Here is a 24,937-nt window from a genome sequence, read left to right as displayed (position 1 = left end):
GCGAACATTTCAGATAACTGCACTCTATACAACTAAATCAAGCTAGCCAAGCTTATTCTCGACTTTAGTTGTATTCATTGCAATTAAAAACTAGCTAAACACCACTGACAGTCATTTCTCGGAGAAATAACTGCACTAAATACAACTAAACACTCTTTAAGGAAAACACATCCTTCAATAGCTGCATTAAATACACTTAAAGTGCAAAAAAGGTAGTTAGAAGAATCTCTCCTCTAAGCTACCTTTTTACGTTACAGAATTAGTGAATCAAGTCGCTTCCGATGTGCGGGCAGTCAATCAAATCTTCCCCTATGCGGAGATTGTCAAATAAGAGCGTTCTTCAGGTGTTTCATCGCCAGATGTGTCACTGTCATCTCCAGCGATAATCTCGTCTGCTATGTCCGAATTAATCTTGAAGACGTTGATTTCCTTGAATAATTTTTGCGAAATCTCATTTATCTCAACGGCTTGGCGGGCAATGTCGTGGATCGCGTTGTCCTGCTGCACACTAGAGGCATTCACTTCCTGAACCCCTGCCGCAGTTTCCTCAGCAATGGCAGCCACGTTGTGAACAGACTCTGCGAGTCTACGATTCATAGTCTGTGTCATATCTACCTTGTCATGGATTTGCCCAATCTGCTTACTAATCTCAACGATCGACTGATCTATCGCTTCAAAAGACGACAACGTTTCTGCCACTTTTTGATCCTGCTCTTCAAGATTTCCTTTGGTCTCCAGCATATATTGCTGAAATTCATCCATCCCTGCTTGCAGCTCGTTAATAATCTGACTGATATGTACGGAGGACTCTTTGGTCTGATCAGATAATTGTCTCACTTCATCTGCTATGACAGCAAAGCCCTTCCCATAAACTCCCGCCCGCGCTGCTTCAATCGCTGCATTTAGTGAGAGAATGTTGGTCTGGTTTGAAATGTTTGTGATCGATTTGGTAATTCTGGAGATATCCTTCGATTGGTCGCTCAATTTGGTTAAAGCAAGATATACTTTATTCACAGACTCACGTGAGTGCTCTGATACCTCGCGCAAAGCGATGACGGACTCGGAACCTTTTCGAGTATTGTGATTAGCCGTTTGACTTGTCGAGAGCATAACCTCGGTATATTCCGTAATTTCATGAACTTCCCGTTCCAATTCCTGAATCAAGCTTGCGCTCTGCTCAGATTGTCCGGCTTGCTGCTCAGCGCCTACAGAGATTTCCTGTATTGTGCTTACGATTTCTTGATTCGTATGAGCGGTGATCGATGAAGATTGTTGAAAAGAGTGCGAATAAGTCGCGAGCGAAGAAGCTACCGATTGGGTCTGCTGAAGCATCTCTCGAACCCGCAACACCATATGGTCGAAATGATGACTCAGACTTCCCAGCTCATCGTTATATGGCGAATTAATCTGCTGCCGCAAATCTCCCTCAGCAATATTACGTAGAGCAACTTGCAGCTTATTTATAGGGTTCAGGAAGGAACGAATAAGCATAACAGCAATAATAAGTGTGAAAATGAATACTAGTATTGCTGCATAAGCCCCCATAGAACTAGTCAGATTTAACAAATCAAAAGAATAGTCTTGAGCCTTTTCTGCGTTCTCTGCTGCTGCTGTATATAGTTTCTCATTGGTCTCCAGCATAGCTTTATTCATAGCCAATGCCTTCGTATGTAATTCATCAATTCGTTCCAGAACGGCCATGGGATCAAGCTGCTCATCCTTTAGGGTATTCACTAATCCGTCAAAATAGCCTGTATATCCTCCAACTTGATTATGTAACTGTTCTAACTCCTTAGACGCTGGCGAATCTGCTTCAAACTTCACTTTACCCAATTCTTCCATTAGCTTTGTCTGCTTGTCTTTAAAAGGTTGGGTAAATTCTAAATCGCTAGAACCCGCTAGAGAGGTCTCCACACTGTTCATTTCTTGAAGCAGTTGAGTAATGGTGGATACTGTAATTCTTTTTTCCATCTCCATTTTTTGTGTTTCCATAGAGATTTCTACTTGATTGATTTTATAGTTTTGGTATAGCGCTACCCCTAGAAAGAATAGTACCACGGCAGAAAAACTCAAGATCAACTTCCACTTCATTGATAGATGCATAGACCTAGCCTTCAACAATATCATCCTCCGTATAAAGCCTCATATGGCAATAGGTACTTTTTACTAATATCTAAATTGTAGAAGCTGTACATTAAATACCAGACACAGTTTTGTATGAGAAATGTAAATTTTGTCGAGTACACGTTCACAACTATCCTATTGCAATTGACGTAACGTTAAGTGCTAAAATACTTCTTATAGGGCGCCTTATCAATCAATAGAACGGGAGTTGTCTATGAGTGGATTTGTGACCATTGATAAGCTTTCTACGCAAATCGGACTGACGAGTCGGACGTTGCGTCACTGGGAAGCACAAGGATTATTTGAAAGCCACCGTGAGGCTAGCTCGGGTTGGCGAATTTATGATGAGCACGCAATTCTTGCCATTCAAATCACTGCATTATTAAGAAAGCTTGATATTAGTATTAAAGATATCGGAACCGTTCTAAAGAACATGTCCGTACAGTCCTTGTATGAAACACTTCTTCAGCAATCCGCTTCAATTCATAATGAGAAATCCAAGCTAACACAAAAAGATCGCGAAATCCGCTTCTTATTACAATTAATATCCGCACGTACGGAGGAGTCCATAACTAACCATTTGTTATTAGAGCTGAATGAAGAATCATGCAATACATTGGATGATTTGAATGAGAATGAGGAGGTTCTATCTATGACAACAATTAAACACTCTCCACCTATCCATGTAAGATTCATTACACTTCCAACTATGAGATTTGCTTATAACATTGCAGTCAGTACATCCCCAGAGGATGAAGCTATGCTACCTGTCTTGGAATGGTTGGAAGCTAGCCACCTCTTGGGGACGGCACGTTTATTTGGCGGGAATACAAATCCGCATCCTAGTGGTGAGAATAACCCTTATGGCTATGGATTCTGTGCCTCCATTCCTGAAAATGTAGAAATACCAAGCCACCTTAAAGAGATGCGGTTCGACGGCGGTCTCTATGCGATGACGGAAAGCAGTGATGATATCTACGGCTCATGGCAAGCACTGATGAGTTTTTTGGATAATAACCTTGATTATCAAGCTGACCACGATTCAAGATTATGTCTTGAAGAGCATATCCGTAACGATAGTCCCAAAGGCAGCGGAAATGAGTATGTATTAAATCTGCTCGAACCTGTAAAAAAGAGAGCTTAAAACAAAACGCTCTCCTTTGCCCATCATGGCATTGGAGAGCGTTTCTATTATCATCAAAAAATATGATGATCGCTTAAGATTGACTCAGCTTTAACAGCTTCGCTAACATTTGAGCTATTTCTTCACGAGTCGCTGTATCTTTTGGAGCAAAGTTAAGCCCCGTACTTTCTGCAACAGGCTTGCCTGAAATAATTCCTGCCTGCTGAGCAGCTGCGGCTGCTTCAAGAGCATAAGAGCTTATCGACTTCTGATCCGCAAAAGCTGAACTGTCGCCACTTACAGGCAATGTCCAGTTCATAGCTTTCGCTAATCGCACGATCATGACAGAGAGCTGCTCACGAGTTACATTAACCCGAGGATTGAACTGTCCATCACTCACGCCGGTAACAATTCCCTTGCGATTAGCCCACGCTACCGCTGCCGCATAATAATCGTCAGCCTTAACATCTGTGAAGTTTCCTGCTCCTTCTGCGCCCAGATTAACACCAGCCAATCGAGCTAGGAGCAAGGTAACATCTGCTCTGGTTAGTTGACTCTTAGCTCCGAACTTACCTTCACCAATGCCGGTAATTACATCACGAGCTGCCAAATACGTAATAGAATCTTTAGCAAAGCTGCTGCCAATATCAGAGAAGCTCACTTTGTTGTACCCTACTGCATACGTGGAGAATTGTGAAGTTTGGAAATTCAGTTGTCCCTTTGCTGCGTTATAGCTACTGCCTGCTAGTACAACCGCTTGCCCCGCATTCGTCAAATCATAAGCTACGACTGCATTAGCATCTTCATTTGCTCCTAGTGTATACGGCACTGTTATTGTTGCAAAACCAGCACCTAGATTAGATAGACGCTGACTGCCAGCGGAAATCGCCAGGTTTATTACTGGACGACTGCCAACCACAGCCTGAGCTTTGCCTTTCCCATCCGTGTCCACACTGCCGATGGACAGCTTAATGTCCTCACCCTTTGCTGCTGTGTGCACAGCCGAGAGTGCATTACGATCCAATGTTATCGTACTAGCTCCTGCTTCAACTACAACTGACTTTGCAATACTACCTGTAAGTGCCGCAAAAGCACTCGATGGGAAGTTAAGTAGAACTTCACCTGAAGCTGCATCAACCTTAGAGCGGAATATCAACTGACCATTAGCATTATTCGCCAGAGACCTAAGTCCCTCTGTAACCATATCCAAAGTAACGGAGGCAACTAACTTACCTTCTGCATCCGCTGAAGCCTTAACCTCTACGATAATCTTATTACCTTCTGTGGTTACAGCTGGTGTTGTCGCCTGTTTAACTGGATCTTTAGTCGTTACCGTTGTACCAGGTCCCGGATTTGAAATCACCGGATCTACTGCGGATACGGTCACAGTAGATTCAGCTACGCCATAACCATCTGCGCTATAGGCGGAGATAACCGCTGTTCCCTTTGCCAAGGGAGTGACCTTTCCGTTGTTATCAACGGAAGCAACACTTGGATTCGAAGAACTCCAAGTTACCACATTCGATCCACCCTCAGCAGGAACTACGCTAGCCTCAAGCGTTGCTGAAGCTTCGCCAACCTTCAATGACAAAGAAGTCCGATTCAGTGTTACCTTCGATACATTCAATTGATAAATGGCCACCGTACCACCAACTTCATTCGCTACGAGTACTAATGGCAATCCAGTCGGGCTTGATGTTGCCGAAATAAATTCGATACCTTCTGGACCAGTGTCCGTTTCAATGGTGTTCGCAGGTGTGAATTGACGTGTATTTATATAGTTCACAAAGTTCGGTTCCTCTGGATTCGTCACATCATAAGTCATCAGACCACCGATTCGCTCTAGACCAATAAAGGCCAGCGCTTTTTGTCCAACCTTGCCTACCTTGACATACTCAGGCTCCGGTCCTTTTTTGGTACTACGGTTATCCATGGTCGTGTTACTGTTGCTTGCATTGAAATATTCTGGCAGGCGTTCTCCGGTAATCTTTTCAAAGTCGCTGCCACTATCGTAGACCTGTTCCATAGAATCTGCTTCCCAAATGGAAAATGAACGGCCACCGTACAAGTAAATTCCATCATTGCCCATGTCAGACATAACTTCTACACTATCATATTTATCTTTATTTTTATTCAGAAACTTAGCCGCATCTGATTCCGGATCTAATGAGCCCTTCATTTTTTTGACTGAGCTCACGTTCACTTTACTATCCCATTCCGTTGCGTCACCTTCGTTGGCCGTGAACAGATAAGTTTTACCTCCGACCGTGTACTGATCTATACCATCAGGCATATACGTACCGAAGAATGGAACATTTTCTAAATTCACTTTATTATCTTTTACCAGGTCCAGAGCATTGTTAGGAAGGCTTAAGTCCTTGAAACCTAATCCTTTAACCCATAGAACCTGCTTGGAGGCAATATCGATGGCAGCAATAGCATTATTCTCTTGAAGCGCTACATAAGCAATGGTCTGGTCATCAGAAAGCACGACAAACTCCGGCTCCAGATCACGTATCGCATCCTTTTTTTCGCCTTTGCCCGTAATCTGTTTAGTTACCGGATCAGCTACTCCACGAATATGGACAAGATCGTCAATTACATCAGGGTTATCGAACTTCACCTGAATCGAAGTGTCCTTGAGCGTATCAATGATCGTTACACTACCTTCAGGATCACCGACAGTCGTGCGTGGTTCAGCTTCGTCCGCTGTCAAAATGTAACGGCCATCATCGGTATACTTCACCATGTCCGGTTGTACTCCAGCTTCATAAGAAGCCAACATTTTACCATCATAATCGAGTACAAGAACCTTACCGTTCTTCATAGCATCTTCTTCTTGAATGGCTACAGCGATCCGTTTAGTAGCGGTGTTGATATCTACACTCGTCAGGTCTCCGTATGTAAATCCATCCACTTCGGATAGCTGTTCTACATTAATACTATATTCTTTTTGCGGATTAGAAGGGTCCTTGAGATTCACAATATCAACTGTTGCAGGGTGAGATGAACCATTAACGAGGTAGAACTTGCCGTTATCACGGTTAAACTTCACGATCTCCGCCACGCCGCCATCTTTATTGGTCACGCCTACAGCGTATCCGCCGATCTTAGTTACACTAAGTAGATCTGGAGTCAAAGGTGCTGCGGCTTCCGCCACATTCAGTGGTACTATAGCTTCTGTCTTCTTCCGGGGTGTCGAACTGTCATACACTGCGATACTTACGGTGGCCGCCCCTACTTTCGTAGGAGTTCCACTAATATTCCCAGATGCTGCATCCAATGATAGTCCGTCCGGTAAACCCGTAGCTTCAAAAGAATAAGGCTGTACTCCCCCATAAACGGACAATGTTACCGAATAAGGCGATCCGAGCTTTGCTTCTGAAAGATTCTGAGTTGCGATGCCAAGATCGCCTACATTTATTCCCCATTGTCCATCTGCGCTGTTATGCGGCTTTGCCAAGGCCAAAGCTGAAGCATCTAAGGCATCAAAGCTAATCTGTTTGAAATCTGCTTTATTGTTGTCTGAATCTACGAAAGCAACGCGTCGAACGGACTTTTGTTTAGAAGTACCTTCCGCTTTCCCCGTAGGATAGTCCGTCTCGTATCCATCTATCTTAGCATTATCATCATTTGCTGCTACACCAATCATGTCCACGTAACTACTTGACATTGTTTGAAATGGATTCACAACCTGCAGCAAGTCTGTACTGCTTAGCAGAACAACCTTCATGCCTTTGTTATTAAAATACATCCCCGGCCAGGACTGATCGCCTTTGGCACTGATATCGTTTTTGTGATCCTTGTTGTTGGCATCATCGGTGATGAGATAAGAAGAATGAGCTTTAATGGTTCCGTTCAAATCCAACTTGCTCCATTGCCCAGCGAGCTTAGGATCCGAATATTGTACAGACCAACCTACTAAACTCACATCGGAATCAGTTGGGTTATATAATTCAATGTAACCTTTCGAGAAAAATCCACCTGATGCATCGGCAGTGTTACCCCCACCATAAACTTGATTAACAATAATATGAGGAATCTTCACATTGTATTGACCGTCTGCCGTATAAGGCGTACCTGATTGAACGGATGCAGCCACTGCTGGACCTGCCATCCAAGCGGAACCTAACAACATCTCAGCTGTAAGCATAAGAGAAACAATAGCTTTACCAGTGGGTTTCAAGTAGATTTTCACTCCTATTGATAGTTTCTATCAATATAGAGTAATAGTATTACCTAACCTGCAGATTTGCGTAATGGTGATGTAAACATTCTCTATGCAGTAGCAGGAGTTATTTTCACAAATATAAATCGTGTAAGAGGCCCGACTAATAGAATTTGCAGTGGAAGTGCAACAATGAAATTCTTACCTATCGCAGACAGATAAGCCATCGGTAGTGCTGAGGTGAACCCTACATGAAGAAGTGCGCCATAGAAGGACATAAACAGCACCATTCCGGTCACCATAAAAAAGGAGATGAACATGATTTTTTTGATCATCGGATCATTCTCTTTTACCAGCTTATGTGCGATCCCTTTCGCAACTTTCCCTACAACAAAGACATCCAGAATAAAAGCAACTACAAACGCAGGTACGTAGCCGATGATCACATCTTTAACTAACGTACCTGACCAGCCCTCCATCAGCGCTACATTGTAAATGCTCATACCCAGCACCATCAAAGCACACATGATGAATGTAAATAATAATGCTTCTTTTTTGTTTCTTCCCATCTTCAAGCTCCTTTTATCTCTCAGTATTGTCAACCTGGATTACAATATCACAGCCATTCGAACTAAGTCAACCAAGTTGACAATGAATACAAATGACTTATACTTGGATTAATGAGCGATGATTTAGGAGTGTTCACATGGATAACCATCTGCAAGAAATGAATCTTATTGATTTACTTAGTGAGAAACATCTAGCCCTACGTAAAATAGTGACTGACCAAGACCCGGACCAAATTAATAAGACTGAATCCCATATCCTAGCAGTTCTTGAAAAACATGAAATGCTCACAATCTCAGAAATCAGTAGAATTATTCATATTTCAAGACAGGGTACGCATAAAAGTATTCAAGGACTGTTATCCCTCAACTATGTAGAAGCCGTGGAGGTCAAAGGAAATCAACGTGACAAAAACATCATCCTTACCCAGAAGGGTATCGAATGCAATCAAAGAATGATGATCACCAAAATCGAATTAGAGCAAAGAATCGCTAACAAGCTTGGGGCAGCTAACGTAGAGCATCTCAAATCTTTGTTAAAAGAAGAATGGCTCTAAGCTCAAGCAAAAAAGACGCAGGGCTCCACCCTGCGTCTTTAAAAATCTTCAATTATTTTCCGGGAAATTGTCGTTAATTAGCTTTCAAAGCACTGTTTGCCGCGCTCTCCCCACCAAGACGACCTGAGGTAAAGGAGTACCCAATACCAACGCCGTTTCCAACATAAGTATCGTTAAACAACACGCCTTCAGATTCAAGACCTACAGCAAACAATCCTTTCACTGGCGTCCGTTTATCATTCAGAACTTGGAACTTTGTATTTACTAGCAAGCCCCCAACAGAACCCAAGTTATTGATTTCAGCAATGATTGCATAATATGGACCTTCTTCACCCATAGGTTCTAAATACTCAGCAGCTTTACCAAATTCAGAGTCAACACCAGTTTTTGTCGCTTCTTTATAACTATTGTAATTTTCTACAAACACGTCAACATCCATTCCTGCATTCGTAGCTAATTCTTCAATCGTATTTCCTTTGAAGCCATCTCCGTTCTCCACCATCGAATCAAATACTTTCCCGACATTTGCCCAAGGGTTCTCAAGTGTAAATTGATCCGCAAATTCAGCATAGAATTCCGGTGGCATTCCTGGAAGACTTGGTGCATGAACACCGTTCATTCCTTTGGTCTGAAGTGCATCCAATTGGGATTTCGAGACAATAACCATATGATAGGGTCCATTAAATGCACTTGTATTCGCTGCTGCAACCGAAGTTAGAGTCGCTGCTTCATCTCTGAATCTTGCGCCAGAAGTACCTACATTCATGAAATTCGGAAGATAAGTCAACATTAGTGGATAACTTGCTTCAAAAAGCTCATATTGTGCTTTTAGACCTTGTGTTGCTCTAGCTAATGTTTGGTGAAGCATTTGTCCACCGAAGTTGTCCGGTACCTTGGCTCCAGCTTCCCATGCCATTTCGAGACCTTCCCCTACGTTTTGTCCTAATCCACCGTTAACCCCTTCGAAACCAAAAGCCTCTTTAACCATCTCTTTATTTGCAGCATAACCACCCGTTGCCATTATGACACTCTTCGCTGAAATTTCTAGCGTTGTACCGTCTGCTTTCTCAGCGACTACTCCCGTAACTTCTCCAGCTTCATTCGTAATCAGCTTCTTGGCAGTCGTTTCTGTGATCACTTGTCCGCCATGTTGCTCAACCGATTCGGACAACATTTTCCGAAGGATCTCTTCACGGGTTTCATAAGCCGGCAACACATGTAATTGTTCGCCGAAGAAGTTCAGGAAGCTAGTTTTATATCCTTTTTCGGCTAACCAATCGTAAGTTTCACCGGATTTAGTAACATATTGTCTAATCGCTGCTGCATCCACTCTCCAGTGATTGTTGACAATCCAATCCGCAATTTCTTTTTCCACATTTACTTTTAGATTATTACTAGTAGCAGCAGAGGAGTTGTAGAACTTACCTGCCCAAGACAGATTACTTGCTCCCCCGATGACACCAGTTTTTTCTATAATAATAACCTTCGCACCTTTATCAGCTGCTGTAACCGCCGCAGATACACCGGATGCTCCAGCGCCCACTACAACAACGTCGGTTTCCAGTTTTTCTGTTTTCCCTTCACCGGCTTTTTTGACACCTCCAGCTTTGAGGACTTCTAGATTACCTCCACCTTTGGTTACGGCATCCTCTACAGCGGCAAGCATGGCTTCACTGGAAAGACTGGCACCACTAACAGCATCAACCGCCAAGGTTTGTCCTTCTAGAATTTGTTCTTTCATTTTTTCAAGTGCGTTATCGCCTAGGCCCCCTGTTTCCGATTGGCTTACAATCTTAATATCTTTAATTTTATCGGGCTCATCCATAGTTACTTCTACCTTAATAATTCCCTCTTTACCTTCCGCTTCCCCAGTGAACGTACCCGCTTTAAAGGACGATGACGACGAATTAGCCGACTCCCCATTTCCCGTACATCCGCTCAGCATGGAAACGATCAGCACCATACAAAAAGATAACATGAGCATTTTCTTAACGAAATTTCTGTTCCGCATTCTGTTCTCCCCCAGTGTCTAATATCTTATAACCTGATGCAGATAACGTGATAATTTTCACAAACTCAATGATTAATCAACAACGCAATCTGACAGGCTATATACCGAAGTCTAAACCTTGGTGCTGCACCAAGGTCAATGTATACTTTTTGTCCAACTAGAAAAAAACATCTGCTCAAAGAGCAGATGTTTAATAAGAGAAGCTATTGGATTGGGATATTCACTTCCAAATAAGATCTATTCTGGCCTTCGATTTTCTCAGTAAGCAATAATTTCCCGACCACATCTCCCGCTATGGCATAATGATTAGCCTCGATATAGTCGATCATGAACTCCAAAGAGTTCTTCGTGATATATTTTTCATCCGGACATAATATGGTAGCTGAGATACAATGACTTGGGCTAATATACTCTGCATATTCTTCGCTATCCATTTCGAATTTTTGCGCTTCTTCCTCTAGTAAGGTAAGGCCCCAGCTGTAATCAAAATTATTGTTTTCGCTGACAAAGTTATCTGTATCTTCAATTCTAAAAGAATAAAATGCATAAGGAAGTAAATCCATCCAAGTGTTGACCAAACTTTTAACCATATCATTTTTTATTAATGCATTCTTATCCGTTTGCTTTAGTCTGTACATACCTGGCAGTTGTTTAAGTTTACACGTATATAAAGAGGACTCTAATCCCCTGAGTTCTTTATGAATTTCATTCATCTTATTAAGCAGCATCGTCTTCTGCTTGATCTCTTCTTCTAAATTCAATGCTGTTTCTTGCATCCTACCCATAACTTGCTCTGAAGAAGACTCCTTCATGAGGTTTGCCACTTCCGGTAATGGAATTCCCATACTTCTGTACCATCTACTCATAAGTAAATCTCTTGCATCTAAATCATTAAAATATCTGTAATTATTGCTGTTATCTTTAGTGGGCCTAACAATATCATGTTTCTCGTATAACCTCAGCGTATCCGCAGTCACACCGAGAATGGAAGCAAATTCCCCTATGCAATATTTCAACTGATGTTCCTCCATCCATATCATGCATACCCAGCCACATGAAATGATACACAGAAGGACCATTTTTAGATATGAAGTAGTTCATTTCTTACGATTCTAATGTATGCAAAAGATCATGCCAGACCAAACCAGTGAACTAATGTAAATCCAACTAAGGACAACAAGACCGAACCTATAAGCCCTGCTGCAAAAGATTTCATCCCCAGTCGTCTAAATGCGGCCAAATCAACGTTTAAACCAAGTCCAGCCATCGCCATAGCGATTAGCATATAAGCTATCGTTACAATTCCATTTGCCACTGATGCTGATACGATCCCTAATGAATTCACACCACTGACGAGTAAGAAGCCTAGAATAAACCAAGGAATAGGAATGCTTTTCCATGAGGCTTTAGATTGTCCACCTTGCACTTTTCTTTCTGCACGATTGGTCCAAACCCCAATTAAGATAGCAACAGGAACGAGTAAGGCCACCCGAGTCAATTTAACGATAACCGCCATATCTACTGCTGCGCTCCCACCTGCATCTGCTGCTGCGATGACGTGAGCAATTTCATGTAAGGTAGCTCCAGAGAAAACCCCATAGCCTAGATTCGATAAGCCTAGTAAAGGATACAAAAATGTATATAGCAACGTGAATATTGTACCTAAAATTGCAACTATCGCTGCGCCAATCGCAGTTTCGTCGTCTTTGGCTTTGATTTGTGGGGCTATCGCCACCACCGCTGCCGCACCGCAGATCGCTGTTCCGCAGGCGGTTAAGATACTGAGTCGCTTATCAACTTTGAATAGTCGGGCAAGTCCGTATACAACAGAGATCGTAAATACGATCACAATCACAGCCAGTAGAAATACCCGTGGACCTGCAGCAACAATATCCATTAAATTCAACCGCATACCGAGCAGGATAATCCCTAGACGTAGCAACTTTTTGCTGGAAAAATCAGTGCCATGGGTGATCGTACCCGGCACTCCGACTGTTGCCCGCCAAATAATTCCGATTAAGATGGCAATGACCAATTGGCCCATAATAGAGAGAAATGGAAAGCCTGCTAAATATTTTGCGACTAATGCAATGATTAAGGTTAACCCAATCCCAAGTGCAAAACCAACCTGTTTCTTATTGTTCGATTGGTATAATCCCTGTGAATCCCCCATGTCGTGTACACCCCTTGTATGAATCTCTAGATGACGGAGGTATGTATTTCCCTTCCCCCATGAATCAACAATAATACGCCATGGCTCGAAAGTTAAATACCAATATACTATCCGTAAGATTAGTAATCCTTATGCTTGAATCCATGCAAAAACTCATTTATGTACATGAGCGCCATTTCATTATTAAATGTTATTCGCTCTCCCCATCTGCGACTGACAATGATCCGGCATACACTTATCCAATCCATGACCGAATTAGTGAATTCCTGCTAAAGTACATCAAATGTTCTGATATCCTCTTTCACATCGGTAAATACTGCAAAAATACAGCAATCCCCCCGCTTATCACTTGAAAATGAATTCTGACGCAAGTATTACTGCAGATCCGCATGAATAAGTCGGTTAGCGATTGCTTATATAAATAAAAGATGTATTTTTGCAGGTTTATCCTCTACCCGTCATCTCAATTAGCTACTTTATTTCCTCACATTCACACAAAAAAGCTCCTTCGAGAAGGAGAATGCCGAAGCATCCACCTCTCCAAAAGAGCAATTGTGTTCCTATATTAATTTTTTTTAAATTTACACTTCAAGCTTCTGGAGCTTAGTTCCCTTCGGGAGTACAGAAGTTATATACTCGTGAACGGGATGTTGTCCTTCAGCTTCCGCAAGCACCGTCACAATTCCTTGGTCCGTACCCGTTCTGATCAGACGTCCCATTCCTTGTTTAAGTCTTAGCAGCATGTAAGGTAAATCCACATCTTCAAAAGGATTGGAAGTCTCCGCACGTTTTGCCATAAATACAGGGTCAAGCGGAGGATAAGGCAGCGACCAAATGATCACATTAGATAGTGAAGGTCCTGGTATATCTAATCCTTCCCACAGTGTCACCGCACAAAGCACACTATGCTCATCCCGCTGAAAAGCTGAGATCAGATAGCTGATCTCTTGATCCCCCTCATAGAGGAAAGAATACTTGCTGGATTCTGCTCTCTGCGAGCTGAGCTGCTTGAACTGCAGAAGTTCTTCGCGAGTACGGAATAACAACAGGGCTCTTCCTTCTGTCTGCTGGATAAGCTTCAGGGAGATCTTCATTTTCTCAGCAAAATCACCGCTCTGAAGCTCAGGTACATAGATACTCATCTGGTGCTCATAATCATAAGGTGAGTCTACAGAGAAAGACAGGAAGTCGTGTATCCCAAGACTATCCTTCAAGTATTGGAATGATTTATCCACGGATAATGTAGCCGAAGAGAATACGATTGGCATTTTTTGCGTGAATAAGCTGTCTTGAAGTACTTCCTTAACATTACGCGGCATGACCGACAGCGTTAAGCCATCGCTATCTTCTGTCGCCCAGCAGATTAATGCACCTGAATCCTCAAACAACCTCAATGCGATCTCTATGGTCTCCAAACGTTCTTCCACAATCCGCAATTGATATTCATCAATCGTGTACAGTCCACTTTCGAATACTAATTCTTCTTCAATAGCGGCAATTACACTACGCATGCGATGCACCTCACGGATTAGCGATGCATTTAGCTCAATGCTTTTTCGATCCGATCCAGGAATGGTGCGGCATTGACGACGAATGTATTTAAACATTTGCTCACTTTGCATAATCGCTTCATCGATAAGAACAGCAAGCGTTTCACGAATCTCATTCTGTAACAGACGAGAGATTAGTTCTTCAAAGACAACATGCTTCATTTTATAGCCTAACGCCTTCATGGCGGCAGATTCTAACAAATGCCCTTCGTCAAACACAACTGCACAATGCTCTGGAAGCAGAGGAATTTGACCCTCTCGTTTACGCGCTTCATAAGTCCAGACATGCTCCATGTAATAATCGTGGGAACAAATGATCAGGTCGCTTGATTTCCGGTAATGATCACGGGACAACGTTTGTCCACAGCGATGACGCATATCACAAGTAAAACAATCCTGAAACGTATCCCAGTTGATCTTATTCCATTGTTCATCATTCAGATCTGGATAATCCCTACGGTCGCCATAGGCATGGAATTGCTGCATCGGTGCATGAGAATGTACAAAATCAGGTAAAGTACCATATAAACTCTCCAGCGGCAAGCTCCCATCATCATTGTTGCGAGCATGATCCAGCTTTTTCAGACACATATATTTATCTGGAGATTTCGCTAGTCTGGCATCAATATTCATATTCAGATGCTTCGCAAGCTTGGCAATATCACCCTCTGGCTTCACCAACTGCTCAATCAAGGACTCGTCCGCACAAGCGATAATCGCAGGTTTACCCATATACCGCGCATAACAAATGCTATATAACAAATACACTAAAGTCTTACCCGTACCGACCCCTGCCTCAGCAAAAATCGTCTTCTTCTCAGCAAAAGCTCGCTCCACCTGAAACGCCATGTAAATCTGTTCATCACGAACTTCAAATCCTGCCTCAGGAAGAATTTCATAGAATACATCGCCGACCCATTCCCCTACTTGCTCCATAAAAGGTCTGGTCCGATCATATTCAAAAGGATACTGTGTCGCCAACAAGCCTACCTCCAATATTTGATCAGGCATATCACGTTATGCCATGAAAAATAGAATCAACGGAAAAACTCTATTATCTCATAAGATTGGAGTAATTACAAAGTAGTTCATTCGAAAATATGTTAGATATCGAGTTTACGAGTACCAATCCATTTCACCATTTCAGGATCCCGATGTGAAAAGAACAAACTCTGATTCGTATCTAACGTAGCAATGGATGCCATATCCTCTTGGCTTAATTCAAAATCAAAGATATTGAAGTTTTCGATAATTCTTTCTTTACGAACTGACTTCGGAATCACAACGATTTCTCTTTGTGTGAGCCACCGTAAAATCACCTGAGCCACGGATTTATTATACTTTTCAGCTATGGATACCAGTAACTCATTCTGGAACAAATTATTTTTCCCTTCAGCAAAAGGTGCCCATGACTCGATTTGAACATTATTTTCAGTCATAAATTCCGCATTTTCGATTTGCTGGTTGAAAGGATGCGTTTCAACCTGATTTACAGCTGGGACTACTTCATTATGAAGAATTAAATCAATCAAACGATCCTCATGAAAATTACTAACGCCGATAGCACGGATCTTGCCCTCACGATATAATTCCTCCATCGCACGCCAAGAGCCATACACATCGCCAAATGGCTGATGAATTAAATACAAATCTAAATAATCAAGCTGCAATCGGTTCAGTGATTGTTCAAATGCTTTCTTTGTGCGTTCATAACCCGCATCTTGAACCCAGAGCTTTGTAGTGATAAATAATTCCTCTCTTGCTACACCACTCCGTTTAATTGCTCTACCAACTGCTTCTTCATTTTGATAAGAGGCTGCAGTATCAATTAGGCGATAACCTGCCATAATAGCGTCATAAACGCTTTGCTCACATTCGTTTGCATCTTGAATCTGAAAAACACCAAAACCGAGTATAGGCATTTCAACATTATTGTTCAAAACTACTTTTTGCATGATATTACCCTCCAGGTTTTCAATGATTGTGTGTAATTTCCCCTTGTACATCCTTATTATGTACCAGATGACAAAGCGACCGTTATCCCATTCTTGCCAAATGTTTGCCTAATCCTCTCACTACCACTTCTGTATCGTATGAATATGGACTATAATCAGACTATTAAAAATGAGGGAATGATAGGATCAAATGTCTGAAATAATCACTAAACAGCAGAACGAACTCCTAAAAATTATTGATTGTTACTCAGAACAGGACGGTGTTCACCAAACTGCTATACCGTCTTTATTTTTCATGCGTGACTCGAATGCGTCCATACCAAGACATGGAGTTTATAAACCTTCCTTTTGTATGGTGGTTCAAGGGGCTAAAGAGGTATGGCTGGCACAGGAGCGTTTTAGATACACCCCCTCCGATTACCTCATTGCATCCGTTCACCTGCCAGTTATCGCCCAAGTCACCGAAGCTACTCCCGATGTTCCATATTTAGGCTTCAAGCTTGAATTTACACCAAGTCAAATTTTAGAGGTTTTACAGAATACTGAAGTTCGAGTTTACGCTAAAGAAAATCCTAAGCGAGCTATGTTTGTTAGCCAGATGGAGTCTTCTTTAATGGACGCCGTCCTCAGGTTGGCTCGTTTGTTAGATCAGCCTAAAGACATTCCAGTGCTAGCTCCATTATTTACAAAAGAGATTATTTACCGGGTGCTACAAGGGCAGAATGGGATTGCATTGGAACATATTGTAATGGAAGGAAGCTCAACTCATCAAATCAAAGATGTTATTGAACATATCATGAATAACTATGCTAGTTCTTTTAAGATTGAGGAGCTTGCCGAAATAGCGAATATGAGTGTTTCTTCGTTTCATCGGTACTTTAAGGAAGTTACTGCAATGAGCCCTATTCAGTTCCAAAAACATCTGAGACTTCAGGAAGCCCGCCGGTTATTACTAATCGAGTCAGCAGATGCCACCGATGTGGCATTTCGAGTAGGCTATGAAAGCCCTTCGCAATTTAGCCGTGAGTATTCCCGGATGTTTGGTTTTCCGCCTAAACAGGATGTAAAGCGTCTGAAGGCATAACACGTTTAGATAAAACCTAATCTTAAATAGTAACTAACCCAAATAAGGGCGAGCATAGCTAACTGTAAGAAACGATAACTAAGTAAGACTAGTAGGCAGCCGGTCATCACGACAGCCAGATGCCGCAAGCTTGCAGGTCGATCAATACCTCGTCGGGTGCCAATAACGGAACTTCCGTCGTTGCGACTCTGAAATTCTGCGGTCCAACGACTCTAATTTGTTTCATATACCCTCCGTTCAATAGCAACAAGCTTGACGAGTCTGTGAGTCGGATCTTCAAGCAAATTAGGATTAACAGAACACTGCTTAAAGCGAATGGGAACATCATTCTTCTTAGACAAAATAAAAACTCCCCTTCAAGTAAGGGTTATTAATTAAACCTTTGTCTACTTGAAGAGGAGCTTATCAAAATCGGTAGCCTGTTACGTAATTTATAATAGTGAGGTTACGAACTTCACCTCCGGAAAGCCGCTATTCGGTCCTTTCATTAAGATTCCGCCTTTATTTTTCAGATACATATCGAAGAAATCAAGCATATAGGCATTAATAACGGAGTTTGCTCTTTCGGGAGCAATCTTTCCGGTAACGCCCAGTATTTTGAATATCGGAGTAATGAACTGTACGTCGGTAAAATTCAAATGCTCCGTATTTTCGATATAGAGAATCTTTCCCCCTTCGTCGACTGTCTGGCGCATCCGTTCAAGTTCCAACTTTTTATCTTCCGTTACTTTATCCTCCCACTCTCTTGTTGAGCCCATACGGTTAAGCTCTGAATCCGTGTAGACCCGGTTATCCATCACCATTTTTAATTTTTCAAATTCGCTTTCCGAGTTGATGAACAAAAACGGCTTACGCAGACCCTCTCTTTCACGCAAACGATAAAGCCCTCCATCAAAGTCTATTCCAACCGCGATTCGCGGATCGTAAGAGGCGTCATAGGCCGTCGCTCCGCCGATGGAATGACCGAATACACCGACATTACCGAGATTAATTCTCCCTTTTAGATGACTTGGAATCTTCCCCGATTGGATGAGCTCGAATTGGTCCAGCACAAACGCCACATCGTCGGTTAAAACTTTACCCAACTTGTCGCGATTACCTCTTTCTGTCTGGTAATCATGGTCAGGCGAGAATAAATCGTTAGTTGTGCTGGTCGTGATTCGACCGTCTGGAAACTTGGTTGCAAATGTATTGTAGGTGTGGTCAATCACTGCCACGATATATCCGTGACTCGCGAGATATTCAGCTTGCGCCGTGTGGAGGAACCTGGAAGAGCCGAAGCCGGGATTCGCAAGGATCAGTGGGTATGAAGTCTGTGCAGAAGAGACTTCAGCCCCCGAATAAGCATGACTGGATACGTACTTTAGGTGTTGTAAAGTAAACCCGGGAAGGCCATAGTTCGTAGCCATATAACGTAAAATCTGGGTATCTGGAATAAAGGGAGCGTACTTGCCAGTGCCATCTTGAGCCGGATACCATACCTGAACCATCAATTCTCTCTTGCCTGTCGCGGTTTTGCTAAATGTTTCATCCCGGTTTTGGTCTATGAAATGAAAGATTTTCGTGCCTACCTGCAACTCGCCGGTTGGCGCCGGAAAGTCGAATACAGGAAACACATATAGGAAGCACCCCGTTACGATTAGCCCAATCACGATAAAAAGGCGGCCCAGCACCCTACGAATTCGCGAGGCAGTCCGAGCGACTTTCCGCTTTATGAAAACGTCCATAAGCGAAAGCATAAGCATCAGGATCGTAAATCCGTATAAAAATACAAGCTGAACCCTGTATCCTTCGACAAGCAAATGTATCACTAAAAAAATGGAGCCTGCTCCGCTTGTCAGGAGCAAAGCAGATCTTCGAATACGTTGATTTAAAATGAACAGGAGTGCCAAAAAACTAACATTTGAAAAGAATAACAGCATTTCAAAAAACCTCACGACAAACTCCCCCTTAAAAATAATCCTATCAATGGGTTAGTATAGAGGAGCTGCTAGGTTGATGCCATTGATCTAGATGACAATCACCTAACACTTTTGTAAGGTTTCGTGACGATGGCGCAGTGCAATATGCTGATATGTAGGGGAAAGAAATGCCCCATCTGCCGCATGTCATGCCCAAGGGATATTGACAAAATTAATTACTGAACATGTATTTCCGATTTGATATCATGTTGACTTAAAAATTTCATTAAATCATTACTAAGCTGCACAATCTCATTGTTAGCATTATTCGCATAATCCGGCAACATCATATCCCTAACCATTTTAGTTCGTAGCCATATCATAAAAAAAAGGTCCAAAAATAAGTTTGGAAATTTAAGCACCATTTTAAGCATTGAAGGATCAATTGAAACGCCAGCTTTTTGTATTGCCCTTAGATACGCTTTTAAAATGAATGTTATTTTGCGTGCCGTCTTTCTAGTTCTGGCTGTTTTTTTGTCAATGATCTTATTCTCAGAATGCAAAAAGCTCAACATGGCAATGTCTGATACGGAATGTGTGATTAGATACGCTTGCATATCTTTTTTAATAACGTAGGGAAGCTTTGCAGTTTTAAATAATTTCGCAAGGTTTTCTATGCGTTCTGTCACTACACCATTAATTTCTCCAAATGCAGTTGCCGCTATAAACTTTGGTAGAAATCGAGCATGCAATACTCCGTCTTTAATCTGTCCGCCGAAGCCGGGAAAAGCTGGTAAAAGTCTATCCCCTACGATATCCAGCCACGAAGAAAATCCAATTGAATTACTAGTCATCGTAACTATATTTTTGCTTTGATTATCTTTGAGCGCTAACAACGCTGCTTCGGACCGATCATAACGAACGGTAACGAAAATAAAATCGTATACATCGTCATTTTCGAGCGTATCAATGACATTCACTTGTATCGATCTAACTGTACCTTTTTCTATATACTGCAGGCCATTTTCTCTTAATGATTTATATCTATTCGAATGTGCAAACAGGCTAACGTCAAACCCTGCTTCAATAAGCTTAATTGCGTACATGCTCCCGATGACACCTGCACCAAAAATTAAAATTCTATATTGTTTTGCTGACATATAAACCACCCCTACTTATTAATATTCCCTTTGGAATATCCGACAACGTGTTGTATGATGTGATTATAAATCTTCATTATTCCTTGATCAACCATCAGTTTTTCATGATTTGTCGGATGATATTCTTATTCACTAATAGGAGGGAAACATGAAAAAGCAACCCCAAATAACGGAGAAAACAAAACAAAAGTTTGTAGAAGTTTTTTGTGAGTTATATAGCCAAAAGCCGATTGAGAAAATTTCGATTCAGGAAATTTCGAATAAGTCAGGATATAACCGCAGCACCTTTTATCAATACTTTACTGATATTTACGAATTGTTAGACTCTGTTGAAAATGACCTATTGAATGAAATGAAAAAAGAATTGGCAAATAAAGAGCTATCGATGGATACAGTTCAAGATACGCTCTATTGTCTGGATAAAAAAGAACATCTCCTGGTTCTTAATGCCCTTTTGGGTGATTATGGAAGTGCCCGTTTTTTAAAACGCTTAAAAAAAGAAATCACTTTGGATCAATTAAAATTAAACGTTCCGCAAAACCAATCCTTAACGCCATACTTCATTGAGTTTTACCTGACAACTGCCCTTTCTTTATTTCGTCTTTGGCTCCAGCGTCAAAAGGATTTATCGTCAGAAGAATTTTTCAAGTTAGTAGAGAACCTATATTCAAAAGGGATTACACCCTATTTTAAAGAATGAGTCTGTCATTCAAACCAAATCCATATGTTGTATAACAATAAAAAAGCGCGCATAGGCTTGTTTACACAATATACTCCATAAAGACTGACCTACTCTTAATGGTCCGCATTCTGTAAATACAGACTTCTGCAAGTTTTTCTTCAGAGAAATTGCCTCTATTTGTGATACGGTTCACCGCGCTGTCTGTAATGGCAAGTTTTTGAGCCATCCTTTGCGGGAGTGTCATATTTTTCCAAATACGCAGTCCCGCCGACACGTGCCCACCAGCAAATCCGGTCAACTAATAGCCGAGATATTGGATATATTCCGCCTGACATGTGATGGGGTCCAAGCTAAACAAGCCCGGCACAGTGTTTCGTGCATGGGCTTGTTTTGTTATTTGGGATGAGAACCCCATATTAGGCTTTACGTATGCTAATGGATCAGCTGCCATAAACTTCGAACTCATAAAGAGAATACCAGTCGCCTGTGCCTCGATCTGTCGCATGCATCCTTATATACCTTGCATTTACCGGTTCAAAGTAGATATCGTCTATACCACCGTCTCCATTCGTTGTCATGTATATATCCGTCCAGTTGGTTGCATCGTTCGACACCTGAATCTTATAGCCCTTAGCATGAGCATACTCCCAGTTGAGTTTGACATTGTTGACGCGGGTTTCCTGTCCGAGGTCTACATAGATCCATTGCGGATTTGAATACAGGCTGGCCCATCTTGTCGTTACATTACCATCCACCGCTTTATCGGCCGTTAATGTAGATGTCTCGTTGGAAGAGGATGTTGCCGATTTGTTTAACGCTAGATTCGGTTTGCCATAAACCTGGAATTCATATAAGGAATAGCCATAGAAGGAGTAAGCTCTTTGGGTTCCGTACATTCTTACATACCTTGCATTTACGGCAGTAAAGAATATATCGTCAATCCCCCCGTCTCCATTCGTTGTCGTATACACATCCATCCAGTTGACAGTGTCATTCGATACTTGAATCTTGTAGCCTTTGCCATAGGCAAGCTCCCAATTCAATATAACTCGATTTATGTTATAAGCCTGCCCAAGGTCGATCGTAATCCATTGCGGGTCTGCAAACTGACTGGCCCATCTTGTCGTCACGTTACCGTCAACCGCATTATTCGGAGAAAGAGCTGCCTCTTGATTGGAAGATGACGTAGCTGTATTATTTAACGCCAAATTTGTTGTAGTAGCGGATCCGACGCTGTCTCCATATACTTGAAACTCATAAATAGAGTAACCATAGCTCGTGCCCCTCTCTGTTGCGTGCATTCTCACGTATCTTGCCGTTGTAGGCACAAAGCCTATATCGTCTACACCTCCGTTGCCTGTCGTTGTCGAATACACATCGGTCCAATTGACCGCATCATTCGATACTTGAATTTTGTAGCTCTTGCCGTAAGCATACTCCCAGTTAAGTTTAACGCGTTTGATGTTATTAGCTTGCCCGAGATCGACGTAAATCCACTCTGTACTTGAATACTGTTGGCTTGACCACCGTGTACCCGGCAAATTGTCAACAGCTTTAGCAGCGGATAGAGAAGAACTTTGGTTGGATGAGGCTACTGCCGATTTACCGCTTGCAAGATTAACTGGAATGGTATACGTTCCTTTAACAAATTTGTAGATATCTTCATACATCTGTCTCCCGTCATAAACTCCGTTTACACCGTTGTTATTCTTGTTTTTATACAAGTTGTATATCCCAAAAATATCTTGATACCAACCCTTGACCGCTCCCGTCATGTATCCGTATTCTACGCCGGCCTTTAAGTAATTATCGAATCTGTTTTTAAAATCGGGGTCGAACATCGCTCTTTCGTCAAACTCCATTTCGATGCCCTTATTATATGTTTGAGCTTGAGTCGATACATTCGTCATTCTCGAATAATCAGTCTCCGGAACGAAATAGTGATTGGGCTGCTGGATGCTAAAATCGATTGCATAATTATTCCGGTTGTTGCTTTGTCCGGCACCAAAGTATGGAATCCAGGCAAGTTTCAGACCAAGCGTATGAAGATAGTTACCAGAGTTATTAATTGCATTTACTTCACCCGGATTGCCGGGATCAATATCTTCATGGAACCAGTAGAAGCCTTTTAATTCAAGGTTGCTGTATTGGGCTTGATTCCATCTGCTTAATACGGTGTCGATATACCATTTGGTTACCTTCGTCATATTGCTAGGCATCGAATTCAGATTTTCGCTGATTCCGTCGTTATCGACATCTCCGAAATTGGTGATTTCGCTATTAGGATAAGGCAGCATAATATATACTTTGGATTTGTAATTTGTTAGGTTTAGTGTGGTTGCAACTTGCTGGGTTGCTTGATTGAGGGCATCGAGCTGTTGATTAGAGGTGAAAATGCGGTTTATATACCATTCCCAATCCGCCTTATAGGTCCACTTGGCAGGGTCCGCTGTATCACCAAAATCTCTATAGTCAGATGTGTTGATTCCTAGAAATAGAAATGAATCGAAAAAGGTGTCATCCATCACATTATTACTGTTGTAGTGCGCAACATAGGGCAAAAGCGTATTCTTGTCATACGTGCCGATTTCTCTTCCCTCGTATGTCGTTCGTCCACCGTAATATCCAGTATAAAGCAAAGCCATGTTCTTCACATTCCCAGATGCCGCGGTATTTGGTGGGAAATATCCTGTTGCAGCAGCAGCGGCAAGCGGCTGTTCTAAGTTAGACTGGGGTTGTTGCTCGAGATCAGGATCGGACTTTTCTTGTTGTCCCTGCTGATTAGGAACTTCAAGTAAAGGCTGTTGATCCTCCTGCCCCTGCGAAATCTTCGGCGACCTATCCCCTTCTCCCTTCACTACTGATGGTTGAACAGAAAAAACAATCGATAAGATTAACACAAATGATAACAGCAAGGAACTTCGTCTTGGATACCTCTGACTTCGCTTCATCTTTCATCCCCATTTCTTAGGTTTAAATGATTTTAACAAGTCTGGTACATGGTCTTGATCCGAGTGTCCATTTTATCCAAGCTCCAAACGGCCCCTTTACGACTAATTCTATGAGGCAATTTTATGCTTGAAAATAGATATCTGTTTACTTTCATATACACCTTTTTACAAATCAAAAAATGAACCGATGCACCTTTCTCTTGTTTCTTCGAAATGTGACCTACGCACATATATTCAAACCCATACGCCGCAAGGAATTCAAAAAAAAAAACTTGCCCTTATTTGTGGTACGGTTCTCCGAGATTGATCTTAAACCTCCTACCCATTAGCTTAATGAACCACTCCATTTATTAACAATTATATTGCATATTCCACAAAGAAAAATCTAATGCCATTTTTTTGCGCTATTTTAATCAAATCGGAGCTAACTTTAGAAGAATTAAATAATTTTTATTCAAAGTATCGCGAGAATGAGTGGAGCTACGTAGTTGAAAAGCAAGTGAGTAATAACATTACCTTTATTGAACATCGTGATTTGAAATTCAAAGCATTGAAAGCAGAGGAACAACTAATCAGCTATTATATTGTTTATACTTGGGGCAGTAGTGACTATCCATTAAGTGATCTTGATATACGAGGGCATTAACACTTAAAGCAACAAGATATTTTTTTAGTATTAAGTAAAAGGGCGGAGAAGAAATGCATTGGAAAAAGTATTTTATTCTATTGCTACCAACGATAATAATTGGGCTATTTTTATTTTACATTCTTCCAGCAATCCAAAGGCCTTATGTTTTAATAGTTCCTATGGTATTTTGGTTGATCTATTACTTTTGGAGATATATTGAAAGAAAACAAAAGAATAAATGATAAAGCGCTCATTCATTAAAAAACGGCAGCCTAGGACTTTGTTTCACTCGTCCAGGGCTGCC

18 protein-coding genes are annotated in these 24,937 nt (G+C 41.7%); 5 read left to right on the top strand and 13 right to left on the bottom strand.

The genetic code is table 11. The features are described from left to right. Positions 1-309: 309 nt before the first annotated feature. Positions 310-2,091, bottom strand: a complete 1,782-nt coding sequence (locus MKY99_RS09515; protein WP_339270116.1) for a methyl-accepting chemotaxis protein — start codon at positions 2,089-2,091, stop codon at positions 310-312. A 247-nt stretch (positions 2,092-2,338) separates the two neighbouring features. Here MKY99_RS09515 and MKY99_RS09510 point away from each other — a divergent pair, with 247 nt between their 5' ends. After that, a complete protein-coding gene (locus tag MKY99_RS09510) occupies positions 2,339-3,268 on the top strand; it encodes a MerR family transcriptional regulator (RefSeq protein ID WP_339270114.1) in 930 nt (309 codons plus the stop codon). A gap of 73 nt (positions 3,269-3,341) precedes the next feature. Here MKY99_RS09510 and MKY99_RS09505 read toward each other — a convergent pair whose 3' ends face one another. Further along, entirely contained in the window at positions 3,342-7,433 is a 4,092-nt protein-coding gene (locus tag MKY99_RS09505; protein WP_339270112.1) for a choice-of-anchor I family protein, read from the bottom strand. 92 nt (positions 7,434-7,525) lie between these two features. After that, positions 7,526-7,984 (bottom strand): DUF2798 domain-containing protein, encoded by a 459-nt coding sequence (locus MKY99_RS09500; protein WP_149643876.1) that lies wholly within the window; start codon positions 7,982-7,984, stop codon positions 7,526-7,528. A 137-nt stretch (positions 7,985-8,121) separates the two neighbouring features. Between MKY99_RS09500 and MKY99_RS09495 the strand changes: the two genes are divergently transcribed. Continuing rightward, positions 8,122-8,538 (top strand): MarR family transcriptional regulator, encoded by a 417-nt coding sequence (locus MKY99_RS09495; protein ID WP_339270109.1) that lies wholly within the window; start codon positions 8,122-8,124, stop codon positions 8,536-8,538. Between the two features lie 73 nt (positions 8,539-8,611). Here the strand turns inward: MKY99_RS09495 and MKY99_RS09490 are convergent, their stop codons facing one another. The 5 genes from MKY99_RS09490 to MKY99_RS09470 all read right to left on the bottom strand — a co-directional run bounded on the left by MKY99_RS09490 (position 8,612) and on the right by MKY99_RS09470 (position 16,227). Beyond that, positions 8,612-10,549 carry an FAD-dependent oxidoreductase gene (locus tag MKY99_RS09490; RefSeq protein WP_339270108.1) on the bottom strand — a complete coding sequence of 646 codons (1,938 nt, stop codon included), beginning with the start codon at positions 10,547-10,549 and terminating at the stop codon, positions 8,612-8,614. A gap of 203 nt (positions 10,550-10,752) precedes the next feature. After that, the gene (locus MKY99_RS09485; protein WP_339270106.1) at positions 10,753-11,565 is read right to left on the bottom strand and encodes a MerR family transcriptional regulator; all 813 of its coding nucleotides are present in this window, start codon (positions 11,563-11,565) and stop codon (positions 10,753-10,755) included. A 113-nt stretch (positions 11,566-11,678) separates the two neighbouring features. Continuing rightward, the gene (locus MKY99_RS09480; protein ID WP_042186676.1) at positions 11,679-12,722 is read right to left on the bottom strand and encodes a YeiH family protein; all 1,044 of its coding nucleotides are present in this window, start codon (positions 12,720-12,722) and stop codon (positions 11,679-11,681) included. Between the two features lie 581 nt (positions 12,723-13,303). Next, positions 13,304-15,283: an ATP-dependent DNA helicase gene (locus MKY99_RS09475; protein ID WP_339270104.1), complete on the bottom strand. Its 1,980-nt coding sequence runs from the start codon at positions 15,281-15,283 to the stop codon at positions 13,304-13,306. 92 nt (positions 15,284-15,375) lie between these two features. Further along, positions 15,376-16,227 (bottom strand): aldo/keto reductase, encoded by an 852-nt coding sequence (locus MKY99_RS09470; protein WP_339270102.1) that lies wholly within the window; start codon positions 16,225-16,227, stop codon positions 15,376-15,378. A 190-nt stretch (positions 16,228-16,417) separates the two neighbouring features. Between MKY99_RS09470 and MKY99_RS09465 the strand changes: the two genes are divergently transcribed. Next, entirely contained in the window at positions 16,418-17,311 is an 894-nt protein-coding gene (locus MKY99_RS09465) for an AraC family transcriptional regulator (protein WP_339270100.1), read from the top strand. 106 nt (positions 17,312-17,417) lie between these two features. On the opposite strand, the gene MKY99_RS09460 is transcribed toward MKY99_RS09465, so the two are convergent. The 3 genes from MKY99_RS09460 to MKY99_RS09450 all read right to left on the bottom strand — a co-directional run bounded on the left by MKY99_RS09460 (position 17,418) and on the right by MKY99_RS09450 (position 20,372). Continuing rightward, a complete protein-coding gene (locus MKY99_RS09460; protein ID WP_339270098.1) occupies positions 17,418-17,639 on the bottom strand; it encodes a hypothetical protein in 222 nt (73 codons plus the stop codon). A gap of 103 nt (positions 17,640-17,742) precedes the next feature. Beyond that, positions 17,743-19,248, bottom strand: coding sequence for a dienelactone hydrolase (locus MKY99_RS09455; RefSeq protein ID WP_339270096.1), 1,506 nt, complete (start codon positions 19,246-19,248; stop codon positions 17,743-17,745). A gap of 200 nt (positions 19,249-19,448) precedes the next feature. Next, entirely contained in the window at positions 19,449-20,372 is a 924-nt protein-coding gene (locus tag MKY99_RS09450) for a 2-dehydropantoate 2-reductase N-terminal domain-containing protein (protein ID WP_339270094.1), read from the bottom strand. A gap of 148 nt (positions 20,373-20,520) precedes the next feature. On the opposite strand from MKY99_RS09450, the gene MKY99_RS09445 reads away from it, so the two are divergent. Then, positions 20,521-21,072 (top strand): TetR/AcrR family transcriptional regulator, encoded by a 552-nt coding sequence (locus MKY99_RS09445; RefSeq protein WP_339270092.1) that lies wholly within the window; start codon positions 20,521-20,523, stop codon positions 21,070-21,072. 61 nt (positions 21,073-21,133) lie between these two features. Here the strand turns inward: MKY99_RS09445 and MKY99_RS09440 are convergent, their stop codons facing one another. Further along, the gene (locus tag MKY99_RS09440) at positions 21,134-21,280 is read right to left on the bottom strand and encodes a hypothetical protein (RefSeq protein WP_339270090.1); all 147 of its coding nucleotides are present in this window, start codon (positions 21,278-21,280) and stop codon (positions 21,134-21,136) included. A 214-nt stretch (positions 21,281-21,494) separates the two neighbouring features. After that, positions 21,495-24,005, bottom strand: a complete 2,511-nt coding sequence (locus MKY99_RS09435; protein ID WP_339270088.1) for a DUF4855 domain-containing protein — start codon at positions 24,003-24,005, stop codon at positions 21,495-21,497. Positions 24,006-24,504: 499 nt separating this feature from the next. Here MKY99_RS09435 and MKY99_RS09430 point away from each other — a divergent pair, with 499 nt between their 5' ends. Then, positions 24,505-24,651 carry a hypothetical protein gene (locus MKY99_RS09430; RefSeq protein ID WP_223178916.1) on the top strand — a complete coding sequence of 49 codons (147 nt, stop codon included), beginning with the start codon at positions 24,505-24,507 and terminating at the stop codon, positions 24,649-24,651. The last annotated feature ends 286 nt before the right edge of the window (positions 24,652-24,937 follow it).

The sequence above is a fragment of the Paenibacillus sp. FSL R5-0470 genome (assembly GCF_037975205.1).
Taxonomy (GTDB): domain Bacteria; phylum Bacillota; class Bacilli; order Paenibacillales; family Paenibacillaceae; genus Paenibacillus_AQ.
The sequence above is the reverse complement of the archived record's forward strand: the minus strand, read 5'-3'. Positions and strand labels throughout refer to the sequence as shown.

Excerpts from the sequence above, each read along its gene's own strand:
- MKY99_RS09480 (WP_042186676.1), bottom strand. The coding sequence starts at position 12,722 with ATGGGGGATTCACAGGGATTATACCAATCGAACAATAAGAAACAGGTT.
- MKY99_RS09475 (WP_339270104.1), bottom strand. The coding sequence starts at position 15,283 with ATGCCTGATCAAATATTGGAGGTAGGCTTGTTGGCGACACAGTATCCT.
- MKY99_RS09445 (WP_339270092.1), top strand. The coding sequence starts at position 20,521 with ATGAAAAAGCAACCCCAAATAACGGAGAAAACAAAACAAAAGTTTGTA.
- MKY99_RS09500 (WP_149643876.1), bottom strand. The coding sequence starts at position 7,984 with ATGGGAAGAAACAAAAAAGAAGCATTATTATTTACATTCATCATGTGT.
- MKY99_RS09490 (WP_339270108.1), bottom strand. The coding sequence starts at position 10,549 with ATGCGGAACAGAAATTTCGTTAAGAAAATGCTCATGTTATCTTTTTGT.
- MKY99_RS09495 (WP_339270109.1), top strand. The coding sequence starts at position 8,122 with ATGGATAACCATCTGCAAGAAATGAATCTTATTGATTTACTTAGTGAG.
- MKY99_RS09450 (WP_339270094.1), bottom strand. The coding sequence starts at position 20,372 with ATGTCAGCAAAACAATATAGAATTTTAATTTTTGGTGCAGGTGTCATC.
- MKY99_RS09435 (WP_339270088.1), bottom strand. The coding sequence starts at position 24,005 with ATGAAGCGAAGTCAGAGGTATCCAAGACGAAGTTCCTTGCTGTTATCA.
- MKY99_RS09515 (WP_339270116.1), bottom strand. The coding sequence starts at position 2,091 with ATGAAGTGGAAGTTGATCTTGAGTTTTTCTGCCGTGGTACTATTCTTT.
- MKY99_RS09460 (WP_339270098.1), bottom strand. The coding sequence starts at position 17,639 with ATGATGTTCCCATTCGCTTTAAGCAGTGTTCTGTTAATCCTAATTTGC.
- MKY99_RS09440 (WP_339270090.1), bottom strand. The coding sequence starts at position 21,280 with ATGGCTCAAAAACTTGCCATTACAGACAGCGCGGTGAACCGTATCACA.
- MKY99_RS09465 (WP_339270100.1), top strand. The coding sequence starts at position 16,418 with ATGTCTGAAATAATCACTAAACAGCAGAACGAACTCCTAAAAATTATT.
- MKY99_RS09470 (WP_339270102.1), bottom strand. The coding sequence starts at position 16,227 with ATGCAAAAAGTAGTTTTGAACAATAATGTTGAAATGCCTATACTCGGT.
- MKY99_RS09510 (WP_339270114.1), top strand. The coding sequence starts at position 2,339 with ATGAGTGGATTTGTGACCATTGATAAGCTTTCTACGCAAATCGGACTG.